We start from the raw sequence: 19,118 nt of genomic DNA, 5'->3' as shown, positions 1-19,118 counted from the left end.
AAACACTCCCGGGCGCTCTGTCACGAGCGGTCGTTGAACGCGCTATCTGGATCAAGGGCTGCGCCTGTAAAGACCTTCCCCGTTCCGAACGCGTGTCAGCCCTGTTGCAGTGCTGAAACAATCAGGTCCGCAATGCCCGTCCGCCGCTGGTTTTTCAACGCCGGGGCGCCCCAACGCCTGCAACAATTTTCTCAACGAACAAAGGCGCCTGGCCCGTGGGACAGACGCCTTCGCCGAACTCACTCACCGAACCGCGTCGTGGATTCAGGCGTCGTACCCAGGCGAGCCGCGATCCAGCTGACGCAGGCAGCCGGGCCAGGCGAGGTTGCCGATCGGTCCCATGCCGTTGCCCATCTGGCCGCGCACCTCGGCCTGAGCCGCCTCCGGGGCGAACAGCACATGCTCCCGGCCCCCGCTGAGGGCCATGACCTGCTGCTGGCAGGCCCGCTCGAGGTAGAACATCCCCAGCCAGCACTCGGCCGCCGTCGCCCCGACCGCCAGGGTGCCGTGGTTGCGCAGCATCATCAGCCGCTTGGTGGGTCCAAGGTCCGCCACCAGCCGCTCGCGCTCGTCGAGGTTCAGGGCGATGCCCTCGTAGTCGTGGTAGGCCAGCTGGGGCAGCACGATCAGTGCATGCTGGCTGAGCGGCAGGACGCCTTCCTTCTGGGCCGAGACGGCGACGCCCTGGTCCGAATGCAGGTGCATGACGAACATCGCGTCCTCGCGGGCCGCGTGCACCGCCGAGTGGATCGTGAAGCCCGCCGGATTGATGTAGAACGGCGTCTCCTGCAGCACCTTGCCGTCGAGGTCGATCTTGACCAGCGAGCTGGCGGTGATCTCGTCGAAGAACATGCCGTAGGGATTGATCAGGAAATGGTGCTCGGGCCCCGGAATCCGGGCCGAGATGTGGGTGAAGATCATGTCGTCCCACCCGTGCAGCGCCACCAGCCGGTAGAGGGCGGCGAGATCGACCCGGGCCTTCCACTCCTCGGCGGAGACCTTGTCCTTCAGCGACGATGGCAGCGTGGTCCCGTCGGCCATGGCTGTGTTCCTTCCCGATTTGAACTGTTGTTTGAGAGGGTCGCGCCGGTGCGCCCCTGCGTCAAGGTTTACATCGATAACCAAGATGAAGGTCAGACCGTCCCGCGCACCTGCGCCACCGCATCCAGCCACCTGGCGTAGGCGCCTTCGCGGGCATGATCGTCGATCGTGCTCCTCAGCACCTCGCCGTCAGGGCGGGCCTTGGCCGCCTCCTCGACCGAGGCGAACACCCCTGCCCCGACCCCGGCGAACAGCGCCGCGCCCAGGGCCGTGGTCTCTTCGTAGTTGACCCGGCAGACCGGCAGGTTGGTCAGGTCGGCGAGGCGCTGGCTGAACCAGGCGCTGCGCGACATGCCGCCGTCGATGCGCAGTTCAGCCGCCTCGCCGAAGGCTTCCGGCGCATCGGCCTGCATGGCCTCGATCAGGTCTCGGGTCTGCAGGGCGCAGGCGTCAAAGGTCGCCGCTGCGATTTCGGCCAAGCCCGCGTCCCGCGTCAGCCCGAAGATAGCCCCGCGGGCGTCGGCGTCCCACCAGGGCGCGCCAAGGCCGGTGAAGGCCGGCACAACCACCACGCCGCTGCCGGGCTTGGCGGTCCGCGCCAGCGCTTCAGCGGCGACCGGCCCGCCGGTCATGCCAAGCCCCTCGCCGAGCCACTGGATCGCGGCGCCGGCGACGAAGATCGAGCCTTCCAGGGCATAGGTGGTGCGGCCGCCGACCCGCGCCGCCACCGTGGTCAGCAGCCGCGAGCGCGACACGGGCCGCGCCTCGCCGGTGTTGAGCAGCATGAAGCAGCCGGTGCCGTAGGTGGCCTTCATCTCGCCGGCCCGGATACAGCCCTGCCCCATCAGCGCCGCCTGCTGGTCGCCGGCCACGCCGCGGATCGGCACAGGCGCGCCGAGGATGTCCGCCGTTGTCGTTCCATAATCGTCGGCGCAGTCGAGCACCGTCGGCAGCAATGCCGCCGGAACCTCGAACATCTCCAGCATCTCGTCCGACCAGGCCTGGGCCTCGATGTCGAACAGCAGGGTGCGCGAGGCGTTGGTGGCGTCGGTGGCATGGACCGCGCCGCCGGTCAGTTTCCAGATGCACCAGGTATCCATCGTCCCGGCCAGCAGCTCGCCGGCCTCGGCCCGCCTGCGCGCCCCCGGAACCTTGTCGAGCAGCCAGGCGATCTTGGTGCCGGAGAAATAGGGATCGAGCAGCAGACCGGTGACCTCCGTCACCCGGGGCTCCACCCCGGCCTTGGCCAGGGCCTCGCAGACGCCGGCCGTCCGCCGGTCCTGCCAGACGATGGCCGGATGGATCGGCCGCCCGGTCTTGCGGTCCCAGACCACCACCGTCTCGCGCTGGTTGGTGATGCCGATGGCCGCCACATCGCCGGCCGCCTTGCCGGACTTGCTCAGCGCCTCGCGCAGCACCGCCTGGGCGGCGGTCCAGATCTCGTCGGCGTCATGCTCCACCCAGCCATCGGCCGGATAGCTCTGGCGCAGCGGTCGCGAGGCGTCGGCCAGGGGCTTGCCGTCCAGCCCGAAGACGATCGCCCGGGTGCTGGTCGTGCCCTGGTCCAGCGCGAGAAGCACCTTGCCCGTCATTTTCGTCTCTCCCGGCCCGGCGAAGCTAAAGACTCGCTCTCGGTTTTAAGCATGTTTTCACGCCCGCCGTTCACGGTGAAGATCACTGCACAGATTCGGGGATGCCCGTGGCGCTAGCCGCCCAGACTGCCGAACTACTCGACCTGGCCCGTAACCGCGCGCCGGATGCCCGCGAACGGCTGCTCGAAAGCATCATCGGCCTGTGCAACGCCGCCTCCGACATCGTCGATACCGACAGTGTCCAGGGCCTGCTCGGCTCCATCTTCATGCAGCTGGTGGCCGAGGCCGAACGCGACATCCGCGCCCGCCTGTCGGAGAAGCTGTCCGGCGCCGCCTGGGCGCCGCCGGCCCTGATCAATGTCCTGGCCCTCGACGACATCGCCGTCGCCGGGCCGGTCATCGCCAACAGCCCGGTGCTGCGCGACCATGACCTGATCCGCATCCTGGTCGAGAGCACCCTGGACCACCAGATCGCCGTCGCCCGCCGCGGCCAGATCACCTCCACCGTCGTCGAGGCCATCCTGGCCAATGACGAACCGGCCGTGCTGACCGCCCTGGCCGCCAACGACAGCGCCGCCGTCAGCGACGAGGGCATGGCCCGCCTGGTCGAAAGCAGCCGCCGGCACGCCGCCCTGCGCAGCCCGCTCGCCCGTCACCCGCGCCTCTCCTCGGACCTGGCCCTGCGTCTCTACCTGTGGGTCGGCCAGTCCCTGCGCGGCGCCCTGACCGACCGTTTCCGCCTTGAGCCGGGCGTCATCGACGCCGCCCTGGCCGAGGCCGTGAACGAGGCTCACGCCCGTCCGGGCGCCGGCCAGACGCTGGTCGCCATGTCCTGGAAGGACGAGATCGAGAACGAGCGCCGCCTGGTCGGCAAGCTGCATGACGCCGGCCAGCTTCGGCCCGGGTTCCTTCTGCGCATGCTGCGCGAGCGCAAGCTCAACATCTTCGTCCTGTCGCTGGCGACCCTGGGCGGCTTCCAGGCCGACCACATCCGCCGGGCCATCGACAGCGACCGTCCCGAACTGCTGGCCCTGGCCTGCGTCGCGGTCGGCATCGACAAGGGCGCCTTCCCCGACATTCTCGAACAGGTCCGCGCCCTGAACGGCGGCCGGCCGATGGGCGGCGCCGAAGGCACGCGCCGCGCCGTCGGCGCCTTTGGCCCGTTTGACCGGGACGTTGCGGGCATGGCCTTCCGCCAGGCTGTCGCGATCGTTTGACAACGGCCGATCGGTCGGGCCTTTCTGCGCCCCGATGTTCGACGCCAAACCCGCCCTGACCCGCATCGCCTTCGCCGCCAGTGACCGGCCCGAAGCGCAAGAAGGCATGGAAGCGCTCATCGCGCGCTATGGCTCGGTTCCGGAAAGCGAAGCCCAGGTGATCGTCGCCCTCGGCGGCGACGGCTTCATGCTCGAAACCATGCACCGGACGCTGAGCCTGGGCAAACCGATCTACGGCATGAACCGCGGCTCGGTCGGCTTCCTGATGAACGAGTACAGCGAGGAAGGGTTGATCGACCGGATCAACTCGGCGGAACGCGCCGTCATCCATCCCCTGACCATGGTCGCCATCGACACCCACCGGCGCCAGCACCGCGCCCTGGCCCTCAACGAGGTGTCGATGCTGCGCCAGACCCGCCAAACCGCGAAACTGCGGATCTCCATCGACGGAAAGGTGCGGATGAGCGAGCTGGTCTGCGACGGGGTCCTGGTCGCCACCCCGGCCGGCTCGACGGCCTACAATCTCTCGGCCTACGGTCCGATCGTCCCTATCGACGCCCGCGTCCTGGCCCTGACCCCGATCAGCGCCTTCCGCCCCAGGCGTTGGCGCGGCGCCCTGCTGTCCCACACCGCCCGGGTGACCATCGAGGTCCTGGAGGCCGACAAACGCCCGGTCAGCGCCGTCGCCGACAACTTCGAGGTCCGCGATATCGTCGAGGTCCACATCGGCGAGGACCGCAGCATCAGCATGGCGATGATGTTCGACGCCGGCCGCAGCCTCGAAGAACGGGTGCTGGCCGAGCAATTCAGCGGCTAGGACCTTCTCGCCGCGTGCACCCGCCGCTGGCCCCCACCACCCCCGGTAATCTTACCGTCCCTGCAAACGACATTCCCACACGCATAAGTCACATTGACGCACCGAACCCAGGTGAAACCGGTGTCTCACGGGTTGTTAACTCCGCCCCCGTAAGTTTCTGACGGTAAACGCCAATTGGAGAGGCGCGCGTGAGCAGCAACACCCCGGTACAGGTCATCAACGCCCCGAACACTCTCAAGCTTCGGCTTGGCGGTGGAAAGTTCGGCGGCATCGATGCCGCGGCCATCGCCAAGGCGGAAGCCGCGCTCAAGTCCCTTTCCGGGAACTTCAGCGAGTGGATGCAGGACGAGCTGACCAAGCTTGAGGCCGCGCGTCAAACCATCCGGGTTTCCGGCCTGAATGCTGAAACCGCCGAAGGCCTTTACTTCCGCGCCCATGATCTCAAGGGTCTGGGCGCCACCTACGAATTCCCGCTGGTCACCCGTATCGCCGCCTCGCTGTGCAAGCTGATCGACGATCCGGATACCCGCCAGTCGGCGCCGATGTTCCTGGTCGACGCCCACATCGACGCCATCCGCGCCGCCGTCCGCGACGACATCAAGACCGACACCCACCCGGTTGGCAAAATCCTGATCACCGAGCTCGAACGCCGCGTGGCCGAAATCGCGCCGCCGGAGTAGGCCTTCGGGTTCCCTCCCCCGAGGCTTAGTGAAACCCCGGCTCCGGCCGGGGTTTTTTCGTTTGGCGGCTGCCCACAGTCCGTCATCCCGGACGGCCGCAGGCCGATCCGGGACCCAGGGGGTGACGGAACTCGCTTTCGCAGCCGCGGGCATCGGTGAGGCGGCCCCTGGGTCCCGGCTGTTCGCTTCGCTGCGGCCGGGATGACGGGTGGGTTATCTCACCGCCGACAGCGGCTCCTCAACGGCCCCGTACCCCGCCTCCGGCGGGATCACCAGCACCCCGCCGCCTTCCCGCCGCTCGACCTTGGGCAACACCGTCACCAGGGTCCGGCCCGCCGCCCGCGCCGTCGCATCCTCCGCGCTCGACGCCTCACCGAGCAACTGCAGATTCATCCGCGTCGGAAAGATGATCGTCCGTTCACCCGTCTCGGCCAGGCGCAGGGCCTCCAGCGGCGGGATCCATTCGGCATCGACCGTCTCGCGGCCGTCGCAGGAGGCCAACTGCTCGTCGGTGGCGGTCGCCAGATAGAACCAGGTGTCGAACCGCTTCGGCATCATGTCCGGCGTGATCCATCGGGCAAAGACGGTCAGGCAGCTGAGGTCCAGCCGCAGACCGAGTTTGCGCACCACATCCATGAACGGCAGCTCGCCGCGATCGACCTCGCCCCGCACCGAGGCCGCCCAGTCGTCGCCGTGGAACAGCTCGCCGTTCTCGTAGCGGCCCAGGATGATGCCGGTCTCCTCATAGGCCTCGCGGATAGCGCAGATGCGCAGGGGCCGCTGGTCGGCCTCGACGGCCTCCCAGGCGACGCACCAGTCGGCCCAGGCCGGATCGTGGTCCCCCTCATGGGTCTTGCCGCCCGGAAACACCAGGGCGCCCGAGGCGAAGTCGATCTGGTGGTGGCGCTTGACCATCAGCACTTCGAACGACGGATCGTCCCGCACCAGCAGGATGGTCGAGGCGGGGCGGATGGCGACGGGGGGCTTTTCTGACATGCCCGCAGGATGAGCGCCGCCCCGCCCGGTCGCAAGTCTGACCTAAGGTCAGGCCTCGCCTTCGATCAGCCCCTTCAACCGGCGAAGATCGGCCGACACCAGCGCCTCGTCCTCGTCGAACCGGGCGTCGTCGAACCCGTCCTGGCGGTAGAGGTTAAACACCACCAGACAGCCGACCCCGTTCTCGGTCACCCGGATGGCGTTGTGCAGCTCTTCGCTCGCGCCCGGCGGCGTCACCCAGTGGTCGGCGACCCCCAGATCGTTATCCGGCGCCATCCGCACCTTGAACGGCCCGGCCTTGGTCCGCATCACCCAGTGTTCGCCGGCGGGGGTGATCTCGTCGCCAAAGTTGGGCGCCCACTCGGGCAGCTTGCGCGCATCACGCAGATAGGCGGCCACCCGGTCCGGCGGCGCGGCAATGCTCACATGCACAAAGCGGACGTCGCGAAAGGCCATGGCGTTCTCCTGCGCTGACCTCGGCTGAACGTCGCCGGATGGCGGAGGTTCAGGCCGCGCCGACCTGGCGGACCGGCCGCATCCGATCGGCGGCCAGCTTGTCCAGCTTGTCGAGCATGTAGTCGACGTCTTCGCGCTGGCTGGTCTGGGCCTGGGTCAGGAAGCGTTGCAGCATCCGCTCCTGGAAGCGTTCGCGGTCGCGCGGCCCGCCGTCGAATTCCATGGTGTGATAGGTGTCGACCGCCACCCGGAAGGCCGAATAAAGCCGCGCCGGCAGCCCGGCCCGCTCATAGATGGCGCGCAGGCCCAGCGGACCGGCGTCGTGGATCATCAGCCAGGTGCGGTGGTGCGGCACCCCGGCCAGTTCCGCCAGGGCGCATTCGAAGAAGCTCATATGGCCGTGCGCCAGGGCCCGCAGCAGCAGGCTGGCGGTCAACCGCTTGGCCCGGTTGAGGTGCAGGGCGAAGGCCTTGGGATCGGCGGCGCGGCCGGCCTGGTCGACCAGGTCGACAATGGCCCGTTCCTTGGTCCCGATGGCGATCTGCAGGGCCAGCTCGGGTGACACCGACTGGTGGGTCAAGAGATGCTCGCGCACCTGGTCGCCGACCAGATCGATCAGCTTCTCGGTCACCGAGGCCGGCAGCACATGGCGATAGGCGACCGCCGCCAGCACCTTTTCCGACTTCTCGAAGCGTTGCAGGGCGCGGGTCAGGGTGCGTTCGGAGAAGTTGGCGTTGTCGTTGGCCGCCGCCGTCTCGACGGCCGCCTCGCTGCCATGCTCGACCAGGGCGTCGGTGACCTTCTCGGAGATCACCGGCCGTTTGGCGATGGCGACCTGGCGCACCGGCCCGCCCAGCCGCACGATTTCCGACAGGTCGTCGTCGGAGAAGGCCGGCGAGAAGTTGAGCATCGGCAGGCAGATGCTCTCGACGTCCCTGGCCAGCCGCATGGCCACGTCACGCGGCACCAGGGGGGAGGATTTCAGGGTCACGGCCAGCGCCCGGCGGACCAGTTCGGCCGCGTCGGCCGCCATCACCCGCAGGATATCGGCCGCCTTGGCGCGGTCGTCGGCGGTCAGCGCTTCTCGGTCCAGCACCCGGCACAGCTTGTGAGCGGCCAGGGCGCGTTCGTCGGCCGTCGCCCCTTTCAACAGGGTGCGCACATCGATGTCGGTCAGAGCGGCCCGCGTCGTGGTCATCTGTGCAGTCTCAAGGTCCCCGAGTCGGTAAACGATAATGCCGGGTTAGCCTTAATGACCCCTTGCCAGAAGACCTGTGGATTAACGCTGCGGGGTAACGGCTCGCAAACCCTGACAACCTTATGGTGCGCCAGCAGCAAGCGGGGAATATCGCGTGTTTGAGACCGCACACATAGACGCCACACCGCGTGGTGGCGCCAGCTTCATGGCCCAGTGCCTCGACGCCCAGCGGCGTCTGATGCCCTACGCCCTCGCCTGCTTCGCGGTCAGCCTGCCGGTCTTCGTCTGGGCCGGGTCGTTCGCGCTCAACAGCATGTGGATGGCGGCCAGCTTCGCCATCTTCGCGCTGAACTGGGGCGCCTTCTACGCCGTGGTGAACTGGATGCGGGTGACGCCCGAGGTTCCGGTCGCCCGTCGCGTCCGCATCCACATCCTGTCCGGCCTTCTGTGGGCCGGCGCGGTGGCCCAGGTCGCGGCGCTCGCCGACGGCGCGGGTCCGGCCCGCGAGCCCCTGCTGCTGATGGCCGCCGCCGGCGCCATCGTCTGCTTCTTCTTCAGCGCGCCGCTGCTGCCCTCCCTGCTGATCGTGGCTCCGGTGGCCGCCGCCGGTCCCCTGATCGCGCTCTTCAGCCACGAAAGCAGCCGCGCTCAGGGCCTCGCCGTCTGGGGCGCCATGGCCCTGGCCCTGGCCCTGTGCCTGATCCTCAACCAGATGATGCGCCAGCAGTTCGCCCTGGCCGCCGAACGTGAAGTCCTGATCGCCGAGCGCGGCGAGACCCTCGAACGGGCCCAGAAGCTGGCCCGCTCCAAGTCCGATATCGTCTCGACCCTCAGCCACGAGATCCGCAACGGCCTCAACGGCGTCACCCACGTGCTGGCCGCCGCCGCCGGTCAGGGCGGCCGCGCCGCCCCCAGCCGCGAACAGCTGGGCGCCGCCCTCACCGCCGCCAACGAACTGATCGCCGTGCTTAACGCCACGCTCGATTCGGAGACCGCCGAAGCCGGCCGTCTGGCCCTCGATCGCCAGCCCTTCGATCCGGTCCGCCTGGCCCGCGAGCTGGTTCTGCTGAATCGCCCGCACGCCTCGGCCAAGAGCGTCGAGCTGGCCGTCCATGTCGAGGATGCGCTGGAGAACGCCCATGGCGCCGTGGTCGGCGATGTCACCCGCGCCCGCCAGGTGCTGTCCAACCTGATCGGCAACGCCGTGAAGTACACCCTGCGCGGCCGCATCGAGGTGCGGCTGTCGCTCGACGAGCAGAGCCGCGTTGTCATCGCCATCGCCGACACTGGCCCGGGCCTGTCGGCCGAGGAGCTGGAGCTGGCCTTCGAACCCTTCCGCCGGGTCGAGCGCACCGGCGCCGGCGTGCCTGGCGCGGGCCTTGGCCTGTCGCTGTCCCGCCAGCTTGCCGCCCTGATGGGCGGTGAGCTGAAGGGCCAGAGCGCACTTGGCGTCGGCAGTTGCTTCACCTTCGAACTGCCCTGGGATGTCTCCGCCGCGGCGCCGACCGAGGCCGATGAGTCGACCCAGCGCAGCCCCATCGCCCCCTCCAAGCGCGCCATGCGCGTGCTGGTCGCCGAGGATGACGCCCTCAACGCCGCCATGCTGCGCGCCATCCTCGAACAGCTCGGCCACCAGGTGGTCCATGCCCAGAACGGCAAGCGGGCGGTCGAGCTGGCCAACGCCGTCGACTTCGACCTCGTCATGCTGGACGGCCGCATGCCCGGCCTCGACGGCGCCCACACAGCCGCCGCCCTGCGCGAGCTGGACGGCCCGGCCGGAGAGATGCCGATCATCGCCGTCATCGGCGGCGACGCCGATGAAGCCCGCGAGTGCCTCGAGGCCGGCGCCGACGCCGTGCTGCGCAAGCCCGTCACCGTCGCCGGCGTCGCTCGCGCCGTCGCCGACGCCGCCGCCAAGGGTCGGGATGCGGCGGGTAGCCGCGATCTGTCGGCCTTCGCGACCGGCTAAATCCCGGAAATCATTACATCTTTCGAATATGTCTAGACATATTCACCGGGAGATCGGGCCAGAAACCGCGACCTGAGCCGCCTTGGGCTGTCGCGTAGGCGCCTGGCCTCACCACGGCGCCAACATTTCCCGCCCCGGCGCCTACGCCGCATCAACGCGGGCGTCTACATTCCACGCGTCTCCCGCTACCAAAAAATCACGTCGCATCAGGAGCTTGCGAGAATTCATGGACTTGCTCCGAGGCGCGTGCGGTATAATCGTTGGCGGCTTCGACAGGCCGGGTCGGCCGAACGACTTTCCCCTGAGACAGCCTTCCCTCGCCCTGCCCGCCCCGCCATGATGGCCCAAACAACGGGAGAGCGTTCAAAGTGCTGGAAGGTCTCAAGGTCGTCGAACTGGCCACCTACATCGCTGCTCCCGGCGCCGCGGCCATCATGGCCGACTGGGGCGCCCAGGTGATCAAGATCGAGTCGCCCAAGGGCGATCCGATGCGGATGTTCTTCGACGCCTTCGACACCGGCGAAAACGACAATCCGGTCTTCGACATGGACAACCGCGGCAAGCGCGGCGTCGTGCTCGACATCACCAAGCCGGAAGGCCGTGAGGCGGCGCTGAAACTGGTGCGGGAGGCCGACGTCTTCCTGACCAACAACCGGCCGGGATCGCTCAGCCGCTCGGGCTTCGACTACGAGAGCCTGAAGAAGGAAAATCCGCGCCTGATCTACGCCAGCCTGACCGGCTACGGCCTGGAAGGCCCCGACATCGACAAGGCGGGCATGGATGTCGCCAGCTACTGGTCGCGGTCGGGCGTCGCCTCGATCACCACGCCCAAGGGGGTCGAGCCCTTCCCGATCCGCACGGCCATGGGCGACCACGTCACCTCGATGGCCACGGTCTCGGCCATCCTGGCGGCGGTGTTCGAACGGCACACGACCGGCGTCGGCCGGCTGGTGGAAACCAGCCTGCTGCGCACCGGCGTCTATTCCATCGGCTCGGACATGGCGATCCAGCTGCGTTTCGGAAAACTGGCCTCGACCCGGCCCCGGCATGCGGCGGTCAATCCGCTGGCAAACTTCTTCAAGACCTCGGACGGCCGCTGGATCTGCCTGCTGGTCCGCACCGGCGGCACCGACTGGCCGCAAATCGCCAAGGCCATTGGCCATCCCGAGTGGGTCGAGGATCCGCGCTTCCTCAAGAACCGCGACCGCCGCGTCAACGGCGAGGCCCTGGTCACCCTGATCGACGAGGCCATCGGGGCCATGACCCAGGAAGAGCTGACCGCCCGCTTCGACGCCGAGGACCTGACCTGGGCCCCGGTCCAGACCCCGCGCGAGGTGGTGCAGGACGAACAGGCCATCGCAGCCGGCTGTTTCGCCGAAATTCCGGACGGCAAAGGCGGCTTCAACAAGACCCCGGCCTCCCCGGCCCGCTTCCCGGGCGCCGAGGATGGGCCGCGCGGGCCCGCGCCAAAGCTCGGCGAGCACACCGACGAGGTTCTGGCAGAGCTGGGCTATTCGGCCGAGGCCATCGCCGCGCTGCGGGCGGCCGGAGCCGCCGCATGAAATTCCTGGGACCCGTCGCCCCCGACCCTGGCCGCGCCCTGCTGGCTCTGACGGTCCTGCGCTGTGTCCTGGCCGGCCTGCTGGCCGCCCACGGCTGGTCCCGCTTCCTGACGGGTGGCGTTGTCCCGTTCGGCGGCTTCCTGGAGAGCTCCGGCTTTCCGCTCGGCTTCTGGATCGCGGCGGCCATCACCGCCTACGAAATTCTCGGCACACCGCTGCTGGCCTGGGGTCGCCTGGTGCTGCCGCTGACCCTTGGCTACGCCTTCATCTACACGATGGGCATCGTCCTGGTGCACGCGCCGCACGGCTGGTTCGTCGTCGGCGCCGGCCGCAACGGCATGGAGTACAGCGTCCTGCTGATCGTCTGCCTGCTGCTGGTCGGCCTGCAAGCCTGGCCACGTCGGAAAGCGGGCTAGCTCTTCCGGGTCCCCTTGCGGACCACCATCTGCGGCCCGCCCTGACCGGACTCGTCCGGCAACTGATTGAACGGCGTCACCAACGGCCGCCAGGCGACATCCCGGCGGTAGACGTTCTCGGTCTGCTTGGCCACGTCAGGCTTGGCGAACAGGGTCTGGACGGTGTGCAGCAGACCCTTGGGACGCTTGCCCGCCGGATGACCCGGCTGGTTCACGATGGCGGCTACCTGACCGAAGGTCTTGGCGCTTTCGGGGCTGTCCAACGGCGGAGCCGGCGGAAGCTTGCTGTTGGGACGACGCATGGTCAGACCAGCTCCTTCTCAAGCGTCAGACTCGCGCCGCCCTTGGACAGACGCAAGATTGAAAATGGCCGGGCCACCGTAGAGTTCCCGGTAAGCTCGGACTCGGCGATGGGCAGGCCCAGCAATTGACCGGCCAGCGCGCCGAGCGGCTCGACGCTGGTCGAGGACCGCACCCTCTGGCCGAAGGTCTGCAGGATTTCGATGAAGTGCGCCACCGACGCATGCTGCAGAGCCATCCGCACCGCCTCGGTGGCAATCAAGGTCGTCAGGCCGACCATGGTCTTGCGGGCCTTGGCGTCGAACTCGGAGTTCTCGACCACGTGCTGGGTCAGCAGCTCGGCGATCCGCGTGGTCTCGGTCAGGGTCTCGTTCTGGTAGGACCAGTCCGCCCCGTACAGGAACCGGGTCACCGCCGAGTCCTGGGCGAAAGAGCGGATGACCACGGGCAGGTCCGGCCCCAGCCGCCCGCTGTCGGTGTACTCGTGCTTCAGAAGGTCGCCCACCAGGCCAAACATGCGGATTTCGAAATAGCAGGGCGAAATCTCGTCACGGCCGAAGCCGGCGATCACCATCCCCGTCGCCGGCAGCCGCGTGGGCATCCAGGTGGTGGTCAGGCCGGCGACGATGATCCGCGCGAGCCGCCCCCTGACGTCGCGATTGATGAAGCCCTCGCCGAACAGCTCCTTGCAGACACGGCCGAGGACATCGTCCAGATGCTCGTCGATCAGATCGCGCAGCACCGTCGTCTCCGACCCGACGCGGCCGCGTTCCACGGCCTTGGGGCCATCCTCTTCGTCGACCATGGAGTACCGGACATCGTGGTCGAGGTTCTCCAGCGCCCTGGTCAGCAGTTCGTCGAAGGCCTGGCCCTGGTTGCCGGCCATGACGGAATTGAAGTGCAGGAAAAAGTCGAGGGCGCCGTAGGCGACGAAGGTCCGGAAGTTCTGGGTGGTCTGTTCGGTGGAAACGAGGTCGGACCGGTAGAGCGAGGTCAGCAGGCCCAGCAGCGAGGCGGTGATCCCGGCCAGGGTCGGCTCGGCCCCGAAGCCCCGGCGGCGAAAGGCCTCGACAATGGTCGCCCACGGACAGCCGCAGAACTCGGCCAGGCCATAGATCATCAGGCCGGAAGCGGCCTGGCCGTCCAGCACGAACACCTTCTGCACGCCCGACTGACTCATCAGCAGCCGCGACCCGTCGGTGACTGACACCGCGCTGTCCGCCGCCATGGCGACCGACGTGCGGTTCATCAGCAACACCTCGACTGTCATGTCATTCCCCAACCCGGTCCCCGTTGCCCCAAAGCTAGCAGGCGGATGCCGGGAATGATTAACCTTTTCGCGTGGGGCGGGCATGAGGACAGGGGAATGGGCAAACTGGCGGCAGCCATGATGCGGCTGGTGATCCGGATCACCTGGATGCCGGTCCATGCCGCCATTGCGCTCAGGCGGCGGATTCCGCTTCCGGAGTGGCTTTGGCTTTCCTTGATCTATGGGGTCGCAACGGCCCTGATCTTCGCCATTCCGGTTCTGTGGTTGGCCACGACCCTGGCCTGGGCGGTCGCCTGGAACGGCATCGGCTTCCTGGCCGGCTGGCTGTTCTATGAGCGGACCCGTTGGGCCTTCGTCGAGCTCTATGACGATGGCATCGGCGCCGAGCTGGCGGCGGAGCGGTTCGGCTACGAGCTTGAGTCCGGCGAGGGCTCGTCCCGCCTGCTGCTGATCGGTGCGGTCACGGCCACCGCCGCGGCGTTGCTCGGCGCCGCGCCATTCCTGCTGCAGCAGGAGGCGAACCCCTGGGCCGCCGGCTGGTCACTGCTCGTCGAGGCCGCGACCAGCCTGCCCTTCATCGGCGTGCTGCTCGATCTTGCCGTTGATCAGCCGGACCATGACGTCACCCTGATTGAAGCCGGGGCGGTGATAACCCTCCACGCGGCCTTTTTCGCCATGCTGTTCCCGGCCCTGGCGCTGGCGTTCAACCGCAGCGCCCGAGCCATCGATCGCCTGCCCTTCACCCCGAACCTGGCCTTCGCCGTCGGTCCAGGGATCGTCGGACGTCTGGCGCGCCAGCTGGACCGCAGCGGCCACCAGATCGAGCGGCTGAACGCGCTGGAGGCCCTGGTCATGATCGGCGGCCGCAAGGCCTTTCTCGCCCTGGCCAGGTGCGCCGGCGACGATCGCGAGGAACACAGGCTCGAGGCCATTCGCCGGCTGCCCCACTGCGGGGTGAGCGAGGCCGAGCTGGAGAACGCCATCGTTCCGCTGTTGGCCTGTTCCGACAGTCAGGTGGCCGAGGCCGCCATCCGGATCGCGGCGGCCTATTGCCCGCGGCTGCAGCCGACGGCGATCGCCCTCGCGGCAACGACCGATGCGCCGGCCTTTCGGCGGGCGGCGGCCCTGCTGGGTCTGGCGGTGGGGATCGCCTGGGAGCGGCTGCAGCCCGGTGTCTTGCAGGCATCGGCCCTCGATGCGGCGAGATCCCGGGACTACGACCTGAGGCAGGCGGGGCTGGCGGCCCTGGCCCTGATCGATTTCGACTACAATCCCGACGCGGCCAGCACCCTGGCGTCGGAAATCCGGGCCTGGCGGGCCGGAGACGCCGTGGTCATCGCCCTGACCCTTGGTCGGCTGTGCATCCACACGCCCCTGCACCCCGACGATGTCCCCGATGCCCTGGGCGCCGTCCTTGGCATTGCGGCCCTGCTGGCCCCCGAGTCCGTGACAGCCCTGCGGCCCGCGATCCGCAGCCTGCCGGCCGACAAGGTCTTCCGCGCCGCCCTCGATTGGTCGCGTGACGCCCAGATCGGCGCGCGCCGCCGGGCCGTCCGGTTGTTGCTCATGCTCGGCGCGGGTCCGGCCTCCGCCGTTCTGGCGGAACTGGCTCGCCGCGACCCCAACGCCCTGGTGCGGGAAGAGGCCGCCGCCGCCGCGCGGGGCGCGCTGGAGCGCTAGCGCGACTCCGACAGGACCCGCAGCATTTCGGAGGAGAAGACAGAGCCGGCCAGGCCCGAACCGCCGCCACGGCCATCAGCGCCCTGCGAGCCGCGCAGGATGAGGGCAACAAGGGCGTCCTCCTCGGCCTGCCTGTCGCCCCGGCGGGCGGCGTACTGCAGGAAGCCCTGGTCCCGTTCAGGCTGACGGGCCCGCAGGGCCGATGCCGCGCCGCCGGTGGCGGTCAGGTTGTTGTAGAGTTCGGCCACGGTCACCGGCCTGCCGGCCTTGTAGAACAGCGAGCGGTTGGCCGCCGCGGCGTCCGGGAACAGGCCGGCCGCGCTGACACCGGGCTGGGTCCGCGCCGCCTCGATCAGCCGCGCCGAACCCTTCGGGCCCAGGAAGTGGGCGGCGTAGAGTTCACCGGCCGTCGCCGAACGGCCGATGCGGCCGCGCAGGTAGTCGGCATGGTCGCTGGTCAGCTCCCCGGCCATCAGAGAGGCGGCCCGGGGGTCGTAGCGCAGGTTCATCACCGTTGCCCGCGCGTCCGGGCTGGAGACGCGGTAGCGGCCGTCGGATCCTTGCGTGATCAGGTCTGCATAGCGGGCGTAGCCGTACTTGCTGCCGTGGCGCTTGAGGGTCGACAGCCAGGTCTGCTCGACGAACTGGAACAGGCCGGCGGCCGAGGACGTCGGGGCCTTGGCGTGCGGCTTCAGTCCACTTTCCCGCCGGGCCGTGCCGAGCAGGAAGGAGAAGTCGACGCCGGTCGCCTCGGACGCCCGCTGGATCGCCGATTCGACGACCCCTCTGATGGACTCTACCGCCATGACCCCGGTGTTTGCGCCGGTTCGGTTAAGACCTGATTAACCACGATGACGTCGGCGTCCAACGCACGTTTGACAATTGTGCATCTAACAACTTTACAGTCGTCAACTCTCATGGCTTACATATGTCATTCCCGGTTCGTCGGGATCGCCGTAGCCTTGAGGAATGACATGTCCGTCGCCGCCCTCTCCGACCACCCCTTCCCCGTCTCTGGCGAGCCCCGCGGCCGCAAGCGTCTCAGCACCCCCTTCGTGGTCGCCCTGACCCTGTCGGTCGCCGCCCATGCCGGCGTCGGCGCCTACCTGGCCTACAAGAAGTTCGTCATGCCCGTGCTGGTTACGCCCCCGGACGAAAGGTTCATCATCGAAACCATCCCGCCCGAGCAGCCGAAGCCGGACCCGCCCAAACCCCAGCCTGACCAGCCGCGTCCGACCTCGACAGTCAAGCTGCACGACCCGATCACGCCGCCGCCGTTCGTGGACGTCACGCCCCTGCCGGCCGATCCGAAGGTCGAGGTGGCGGAGGGCCCGCGCCTGCCGCCGGTCAACCTCGACGCCGGCCCCGCGACCCCGCCGCTGCCGCCCAAGCCGCCGTCGGTGATCGCCAGGCCCGACTGGCTGCGCAAGCCGACGCCGGCCCAGATGATGGGCGCCTATCCGGACCGGGCCCTGCGCGGCAACATCTCCGGCACGGCCCGACTGAGCTGCAAGGTGACCACGACCGGCGCGGTTCGTGACTGCGTGGTGCTCAGCGAAACCCCGTCGGAATACGGCTTCGGCGCCGCCGCCGTGAAGGTCAGCCGAAACTTCAAGATGAAGCCGCAGATGGTCGATGGTCAGGCCGTCGACGGGGCCACTGTGCAGATTCCCCTCAACTTCCGCCTGGAGGAATAGGCCCTAGTAGCTCTTGGGCAGCTGCAGCACCCGTTCAGCGATGAAGTTGAGGATCATCTCGCGGCTGACGGGTGCGATGCGGGCGATCATCGCCTCCCGCATGTAGCGCTCGACGTCATACTCCTTGGCGTAGCCCATGCCGCCGTGCGCCAGCACGGCGGCTTCGGCGGCCCGGAATCCGGCCTCGGCTCCCAGGTATTTGGCGGCGTTGGCCTCGGCCCCGCAGTCGCGGCCGGCGTCGTAGAGGGCGGCCGCCTTGAAGGCGAGCAGGTTGGCGGCCTCCAGTTCGGCCCAGCATTTGGCCAGCGGATGCTGCACCCCCTGGTTCTGGCCTATGGGCCGGCCGAAGACGATCCGCTCCTTGGCGTAGGTCGCCGCCTTGGCCAGGGCGGCCCGGCCGATGCCCACCGCCTCGACCCCGAACAGCACCCGCTCGGGGTTCAGGCCCGCCAGAAGATACTGGAAGCCCTTGCCTTCCTCGCCGATCAGATCCTCGGCCGGGACCTGCAGGTCCTCGATGAAAAGCATATTACATTCAACGGCTTTGCGGCCCATCTTGGGGATCGGCTTGGCGTCGATCCGGGCCCGGTCGAAGTCGGTGTAGAATAGCGAGAGCCCCTGCATGGGCTTGGCTGTCTGTTCCTTGGGCGTGGTGCGGGCGATCAGCAGGATCTTGTTGGCCCGCTGGGCCATGGTCGTCCAGATCTTGCGGCCGTTGATGCGATAGCCGTTGCCGTGCTTCTCGGCCCGGGTCTCCAGGCTGGCGGTGTCGAGGCCGCTGTTGGGCTCGGTGACGGCGAAACAGGCCTTGTCCTGACCGGCGATGGTGCGCGGCAGGTGGCGCTTCTTCTGCTCCTCGGTCCCGAACTTCACGATCGGCATCAGGCCGAAGATGTTGAGGTGCACCGCGCTGGCCCCGGTGAAGGCCGCGCCCGACTGCGCCACTGTCTGCATGACGATGGCCGCCTCGGTCAGCCCCAGGCCCGAACCGCCGAACTCCTCCGGCATGGCCACGCCCAGCCAGCCGCCGTCGGCCATGGCCGATACGAACTCCTCGGGGAAGCGGCCGGTCTCGTCGGCGTTGCGCCAGTACTCGTCGCCGAAGCCGGCCATCACCTTGGAAACGCCCTCGCGGATCGCTTCCTGCTCTTCGGTCAGCCAGAACCCCGACATCAATCCTCCGATTTTTCAGTGTTGGTGAAGCGGCGCGCATCGAGCATCGCCGTCCACGGCCCCGTATCCTCGCCGGCGAGATACGCCCGCATCATCGCCGCCACAAGCGGGGCCAGCAGCCAGCCGTTGCGCCGCGCCCCCATGGCCAGCCACACCCCGGGAACCACGCTGGGCCCCACCAGTGGCAGGCCGTCCGGCGTCGCGCCGCGAATACCGACCTGCGGCGTTGCCGCCCAGCCCTCGTCAAGCAGCTCCGGAAACGTCCGTTCGACGATGTTGAGCACCGAATTGTCGGCGGCCAGATCGGTCTTGCCCGCCTCCATCGTTGCGCCGACGAGGGCTCCGCCGGCCGCGGGTGCGATGTAGCCGCCGTCCCTGCGCTCGACCGGTCCGGTCTCCCGACCCACCAGGGAGCCGAAGGTCGACTTCCCGATCTGCCCCTTGATGGGCGAAATGACGCTGCTTTCGGGCGCCCAGCCCACGGCCTGCCAGCCGGTCGCCGCGATCGTCTCTCCGCCTTGGGGACCGTCCAGGCGACCCTGGACGAACACCACGCCCAGCCCCTCCGCGACAGCCCGGAGTCTCGCCAGCGACACCTCGGCATCCACCCGCCAGTCGTCGGCGACGAACAGGCCGCCCGCCCGCTGTTCGCAGGCAACCCCCAGGTCGGCGATGGCCCGCCGCACGTCCGGCGCCCGGGCCCCGGCATATGTCGCGCCGCTGCGATCAAGAGCGATTCCGGTCCGGTCAGCGAAGGCGGGCCAGGCGTCCCGCGCGGCCAGCAGAAGCCGGAAATGCTCCCGGGACGCCGGATCCAGAACGGCCTCGAAGACCGGGGCCAGCATCCCCGCGGCAACCGCGGAAGCGGTCGCAACGGGATCGGGATCATGCACCGTCACGGCCGCTCCGGCTTGCGCGAGGTCAACCGCGATCGCCAGCCCGAGCACGCCCGCGCCGGCAACCCGAACCGTCCTGCCGTCGAGACTCGCCATCGTCGCCAGCAACCCTCTTGCGTCCGCGGGGTCAAGCCGGAACCAATCGGTGCGCCGAGCGA

18 protein-coding genes are annotated in these 19,118 nt (G+C 68.6%); 8 read left to right on the top strand and 10 right to left on the bottom strand.

Features of this window, described 5'->3' with window-relative positions; all coding sequences use genetic code 11:
* Positions 1 to 264: 264 nt before the first annotated feature.
* On the bottom strand, positions 265 to 1,041 hold the full coding sequence (locus AC2YG9_RS12180; protein WP_487298240.1) for a class II aldolase/adducin family protein: 777 nt from the start codon (positions 1,039 to 1,041) through the stop codon (positions 265 to 267).
* A 92-nt stretch (positions 1,042 to 1,133) separates the two neighbouring features.
* On the bottom strand, positions 1,134 to 2,633 hold the full coding sequence (gene glpK / locus AC2YG9_RS12175) for a glycerol kinase GlpK (RefSeq protein ID WP_487298239.1): 1,500 nt from the start codon (positions 2,631 to 2,633) through the stop codon (positions 1,134 to 1,136).
* A 107-nt stretch (positions 2,634 to 2,740) separates the two neighbouring features.
* On the opposite strand from glpK, the gene AC2YG9_RS12170 reads away from it, so the two are divergent.
* From AC2YG9_RS12170 to AC2YG9_RS12160, 3 genes are all read left to right on the top strand, one after another.
* The gene (locus AC2YG9_RS12170; RefSeq protein ID WP_487298238.1) at positions 2,741 to 3,850 is read left to right on the top strand and encodes a DUF2336 domain-containing protein; all 1,110 of its coding nucleotides are present in this window, start codon (positions 2,741 to 2,743) and stop codon (positions 3,848 to 3,850) included.
* Positions 3,851 to 3,884: 34 nt separating this feature from the next.
* The gene (locus AC2YG9_RS12165) at positions 3,885 to 4,667 is read left to right on the top strand and encodes an NAD kinase (RefSeq protein ID WP_487298237.1); all 783 of its coding nucleotides are present in this window, start codon (positions 3,885 to 3,887) and stop codon (positions 4,665 to 4,667) included.
* Positions 4,668 to 4,855: 188 nt separating this feature from the next.
* Positions 4,856 to 5,347, top strand: a complete 492-nt coding sequence (locus AC2YG9_RS12160) for an Hpt domain-containing protein (protein ID WP_487298236.1) — start codon at positions 4,856 to 4,858, stop codon at positions 5,345 to 5,347.
* 213 nt (positions 5,348 to 5,560) lie between these two features.
* Here AC2YG9_RS12160 and AC2YG9_RS12155 read toward each other — a convergent pair whose 3' ends face one another.
* The 3 genes from AC2YG9_RS12155 to spbR are packed head-to-tail and all read right to left on the bottom strand — an operon-like array spanning position 5,561 to position 7,997.
* A complete protein-coding gene (locus AC2YG9_RS12155; RefSeq protein ID WP_487298235.1) occupies positions 5,561 to 6,343 on the bottom strand; it encodes an NUDIX hydrolase in 783 nt (260 codons plus the stop codon).
* Between the two features lie 48 nt (positions 6,344 to 6,391).
* Complete coding sequence (locus AC2YG9_RS12150; RefSeq protein ID WP_487298234.1) at positions 6,392 to 6,799, bottom strand: SRPBCC family protein; 408 nt, start codon at positions 6,797 to 6,799, stop codon at positions 6,392 to 6,394.
* Between the two features lie 49 nt (positions 6,800 to 6,848).
* Positions 6,849 to 7,997 (bottom strand): SpbR family protein, encoded by a 1,149-nt coding sequence (gene spbR / locus AC2YG9_RS12145; protein ID WP_487298233.1) that lies wholly within the window; start codon positions 7,995 to 7,997, stop codon positions 6,849 to 6,851.
* A 205-nt stretch (positions 7,998 to 8,202) separates the two neighbouring features.
* Between spbR and AC2YG9_RS12140 the strand changes: the two genes are divergently transcribed.
* The 3 genes from AC2YG9_RS12140 to AC2YG9_RS12130 all read left to right on the top strand — a co-directional run bounded on the left by AC2YG9_RS12140 (position 8,203) and on the right by AC2YG9_RS12130 (position 11,944).
* The gene (locus AC2YG9_RS12140; protein WP_487298336.1) at positions 8,203 to 9,966 is read left to right on the top strand and encodes an ATP-binding protein; all 1,764 of its coding nucleotides are present in this window, start codon (positions 8,203 to 8,205) and stop codon (positions 9,964 to 9,966) included.
* Between the two features lie 368 nt (positions 9,967 to 10,334).
* Entirely contained in the window at positions 10,335 to 11,528 is a 1,194-nt protein-coding gene (locus AC2YG9_RS12135) for a CaiB/BaiF CoA transferase family protein (RefSeq protein WP_487298232.1), read from the top strand.
* Complete coding sequence (locus AC2YG9_RS12130; RefSeq protein WP_487298231.1) at positions 11,525 to 11,944, top strand: DoxX family protein; 420 nt, start codon at positions 11,525 to 11,527, stop codon at positions 11,942 to 11,944. The genes AC2YG9_RS12135 and AC2YG9_RS12130 overlap by 4 nt, the downstream gene beginning before the upstream one ends.
* Here AC2YG9_RS12130 and AC2YG9_RS12125 read toward each other — a convergent pair.
* Together AC2YG9_RS12125 and AC2YG9_RS12120 are read right to left on the bottom strand one after the other, a co-directional pair.
* A complete protein-coding gene (locus AC2YG9_RS12125) occupies positions 11,941 to 12,246 on the bottom strand; it encodes a hypothetical protein (protein ID WP_487298230.1) in 306 nt (101 codons plus the stop codon). The two genes, AC2YG9_RS12130 and AC2YG9_RS12125, sit on opposite strands and share 4 nt — an antisense overlap.
* Before the next feature lie 2 nt (positions 12,247 to 12,248).
* Entirely contained in the window at positions 12,249 to 13,514 is a 1,266-nt protein-coding gene (locus tag AC2YG9_RS12120; protein WP_487298229.1) for a hypothetical protein, read from the bottom strand.
* A 96-nt stretch (positions 13,515 to 13,610) separates the two neighbouring features.
* On the opposite strand from AC2YG9_RS12120, the gene AC2YG9_RS12115 reads away from it, so the two are divergent.
* Positions 13,611 to 15,194 (top strand): hypothetical protein, encoded by a 1,584-nt coding sequence (locus AC2YG9_RS12115; RefSeq protein ID WP_487298228.1) that lies wholly within the window; start codon positions 13,611 to 13,613, stop codon positions 15,192 to 15,194.
* Here the strand turns inward: AC2YG9_RS12115 and AC2YG9_RS12110 are convergent.
* Positions 15,191 to 16,000 carry a transglycosylase SLT domain-containing protein gene (locus tag AC2YG9_RS12110; RefSeq protein WP_487298227.1) on the bottom strand — a complete coding sequence of 270 codons (810 nt, stop codon included), beginning with the start codon at positions 15,998 to 16,000 and terminating at the stop codon, positions 15,191 to 15,193. The genes AC2YG9_RS12115 and AC2YG9_RS12110 overlap by 4 nt on opposite strands.
* Before the next feature lie 168 nt (positions 16,001 to 16,168).
* Here AC2YG9_RS12110 and AC2YG9_RS12105 point away from each other — a divergent pair, with 168 nt between their 5' ends.
* Positions 16,169 to 16,891 (top strand): energy transducer TonB, encoded by a 723-nt coding sequence (locus tag AC2YG9_RS12105; protein WP_487298226.1) that lies wholly within the window; start codon positions 16,169 to 16,171, stop codon positions 16,889 to 16,891.
* 3 nt (positions 16,892 to 16,894) lie between these two features.
* Here the strand turns inward: AC2YG9_RS12105 and AC2YG9_RS12100 are convergent, their stop codons facing one another.
* Both AC2YG9_RS12100 and AC2YG9_RS12095 read right to left on the bottom strand, forming a co-directional pair.
* Complete coding sequence (locus AC2YG9_RS12100; protein ID WP_487298225.1) at positions 16,895 to 18,064, bottom strand: acyl-CoA dehydrogenase family protein; 1,170 nt, start codon at positions 18,062 to 18,064, stop codon at positions 16,895 to 16,897.
* Positions 18,064 to 19,056 carry an NAD(P)/FAD-dependent oxidoreductase gene (locus tag AC2YG9_RS12095; protein WP_487298224.1) on the bottom strand — a complete coding sequence of 331 codons (993 nt, stop codon included), beginning with the start codon at positions 19,054 to 19,056 and terminating at the stop codon, positions 18,064 to 18,066. Before AC2YG9_RS12095 ends, AC2YG9_RS12100 begins: the two co-directional genes overlap by 1 nt.
* Between the last annotated feature and the right edge of the window lie 62 nt (positions 19,057 to 19,118).

It is taken from the genome of Caulobacter sp. SRI_014, from assembly GCF_057586315.1.
This window is presented reverse-complemented; position numbering and strand designations above follow the sequence as displayed.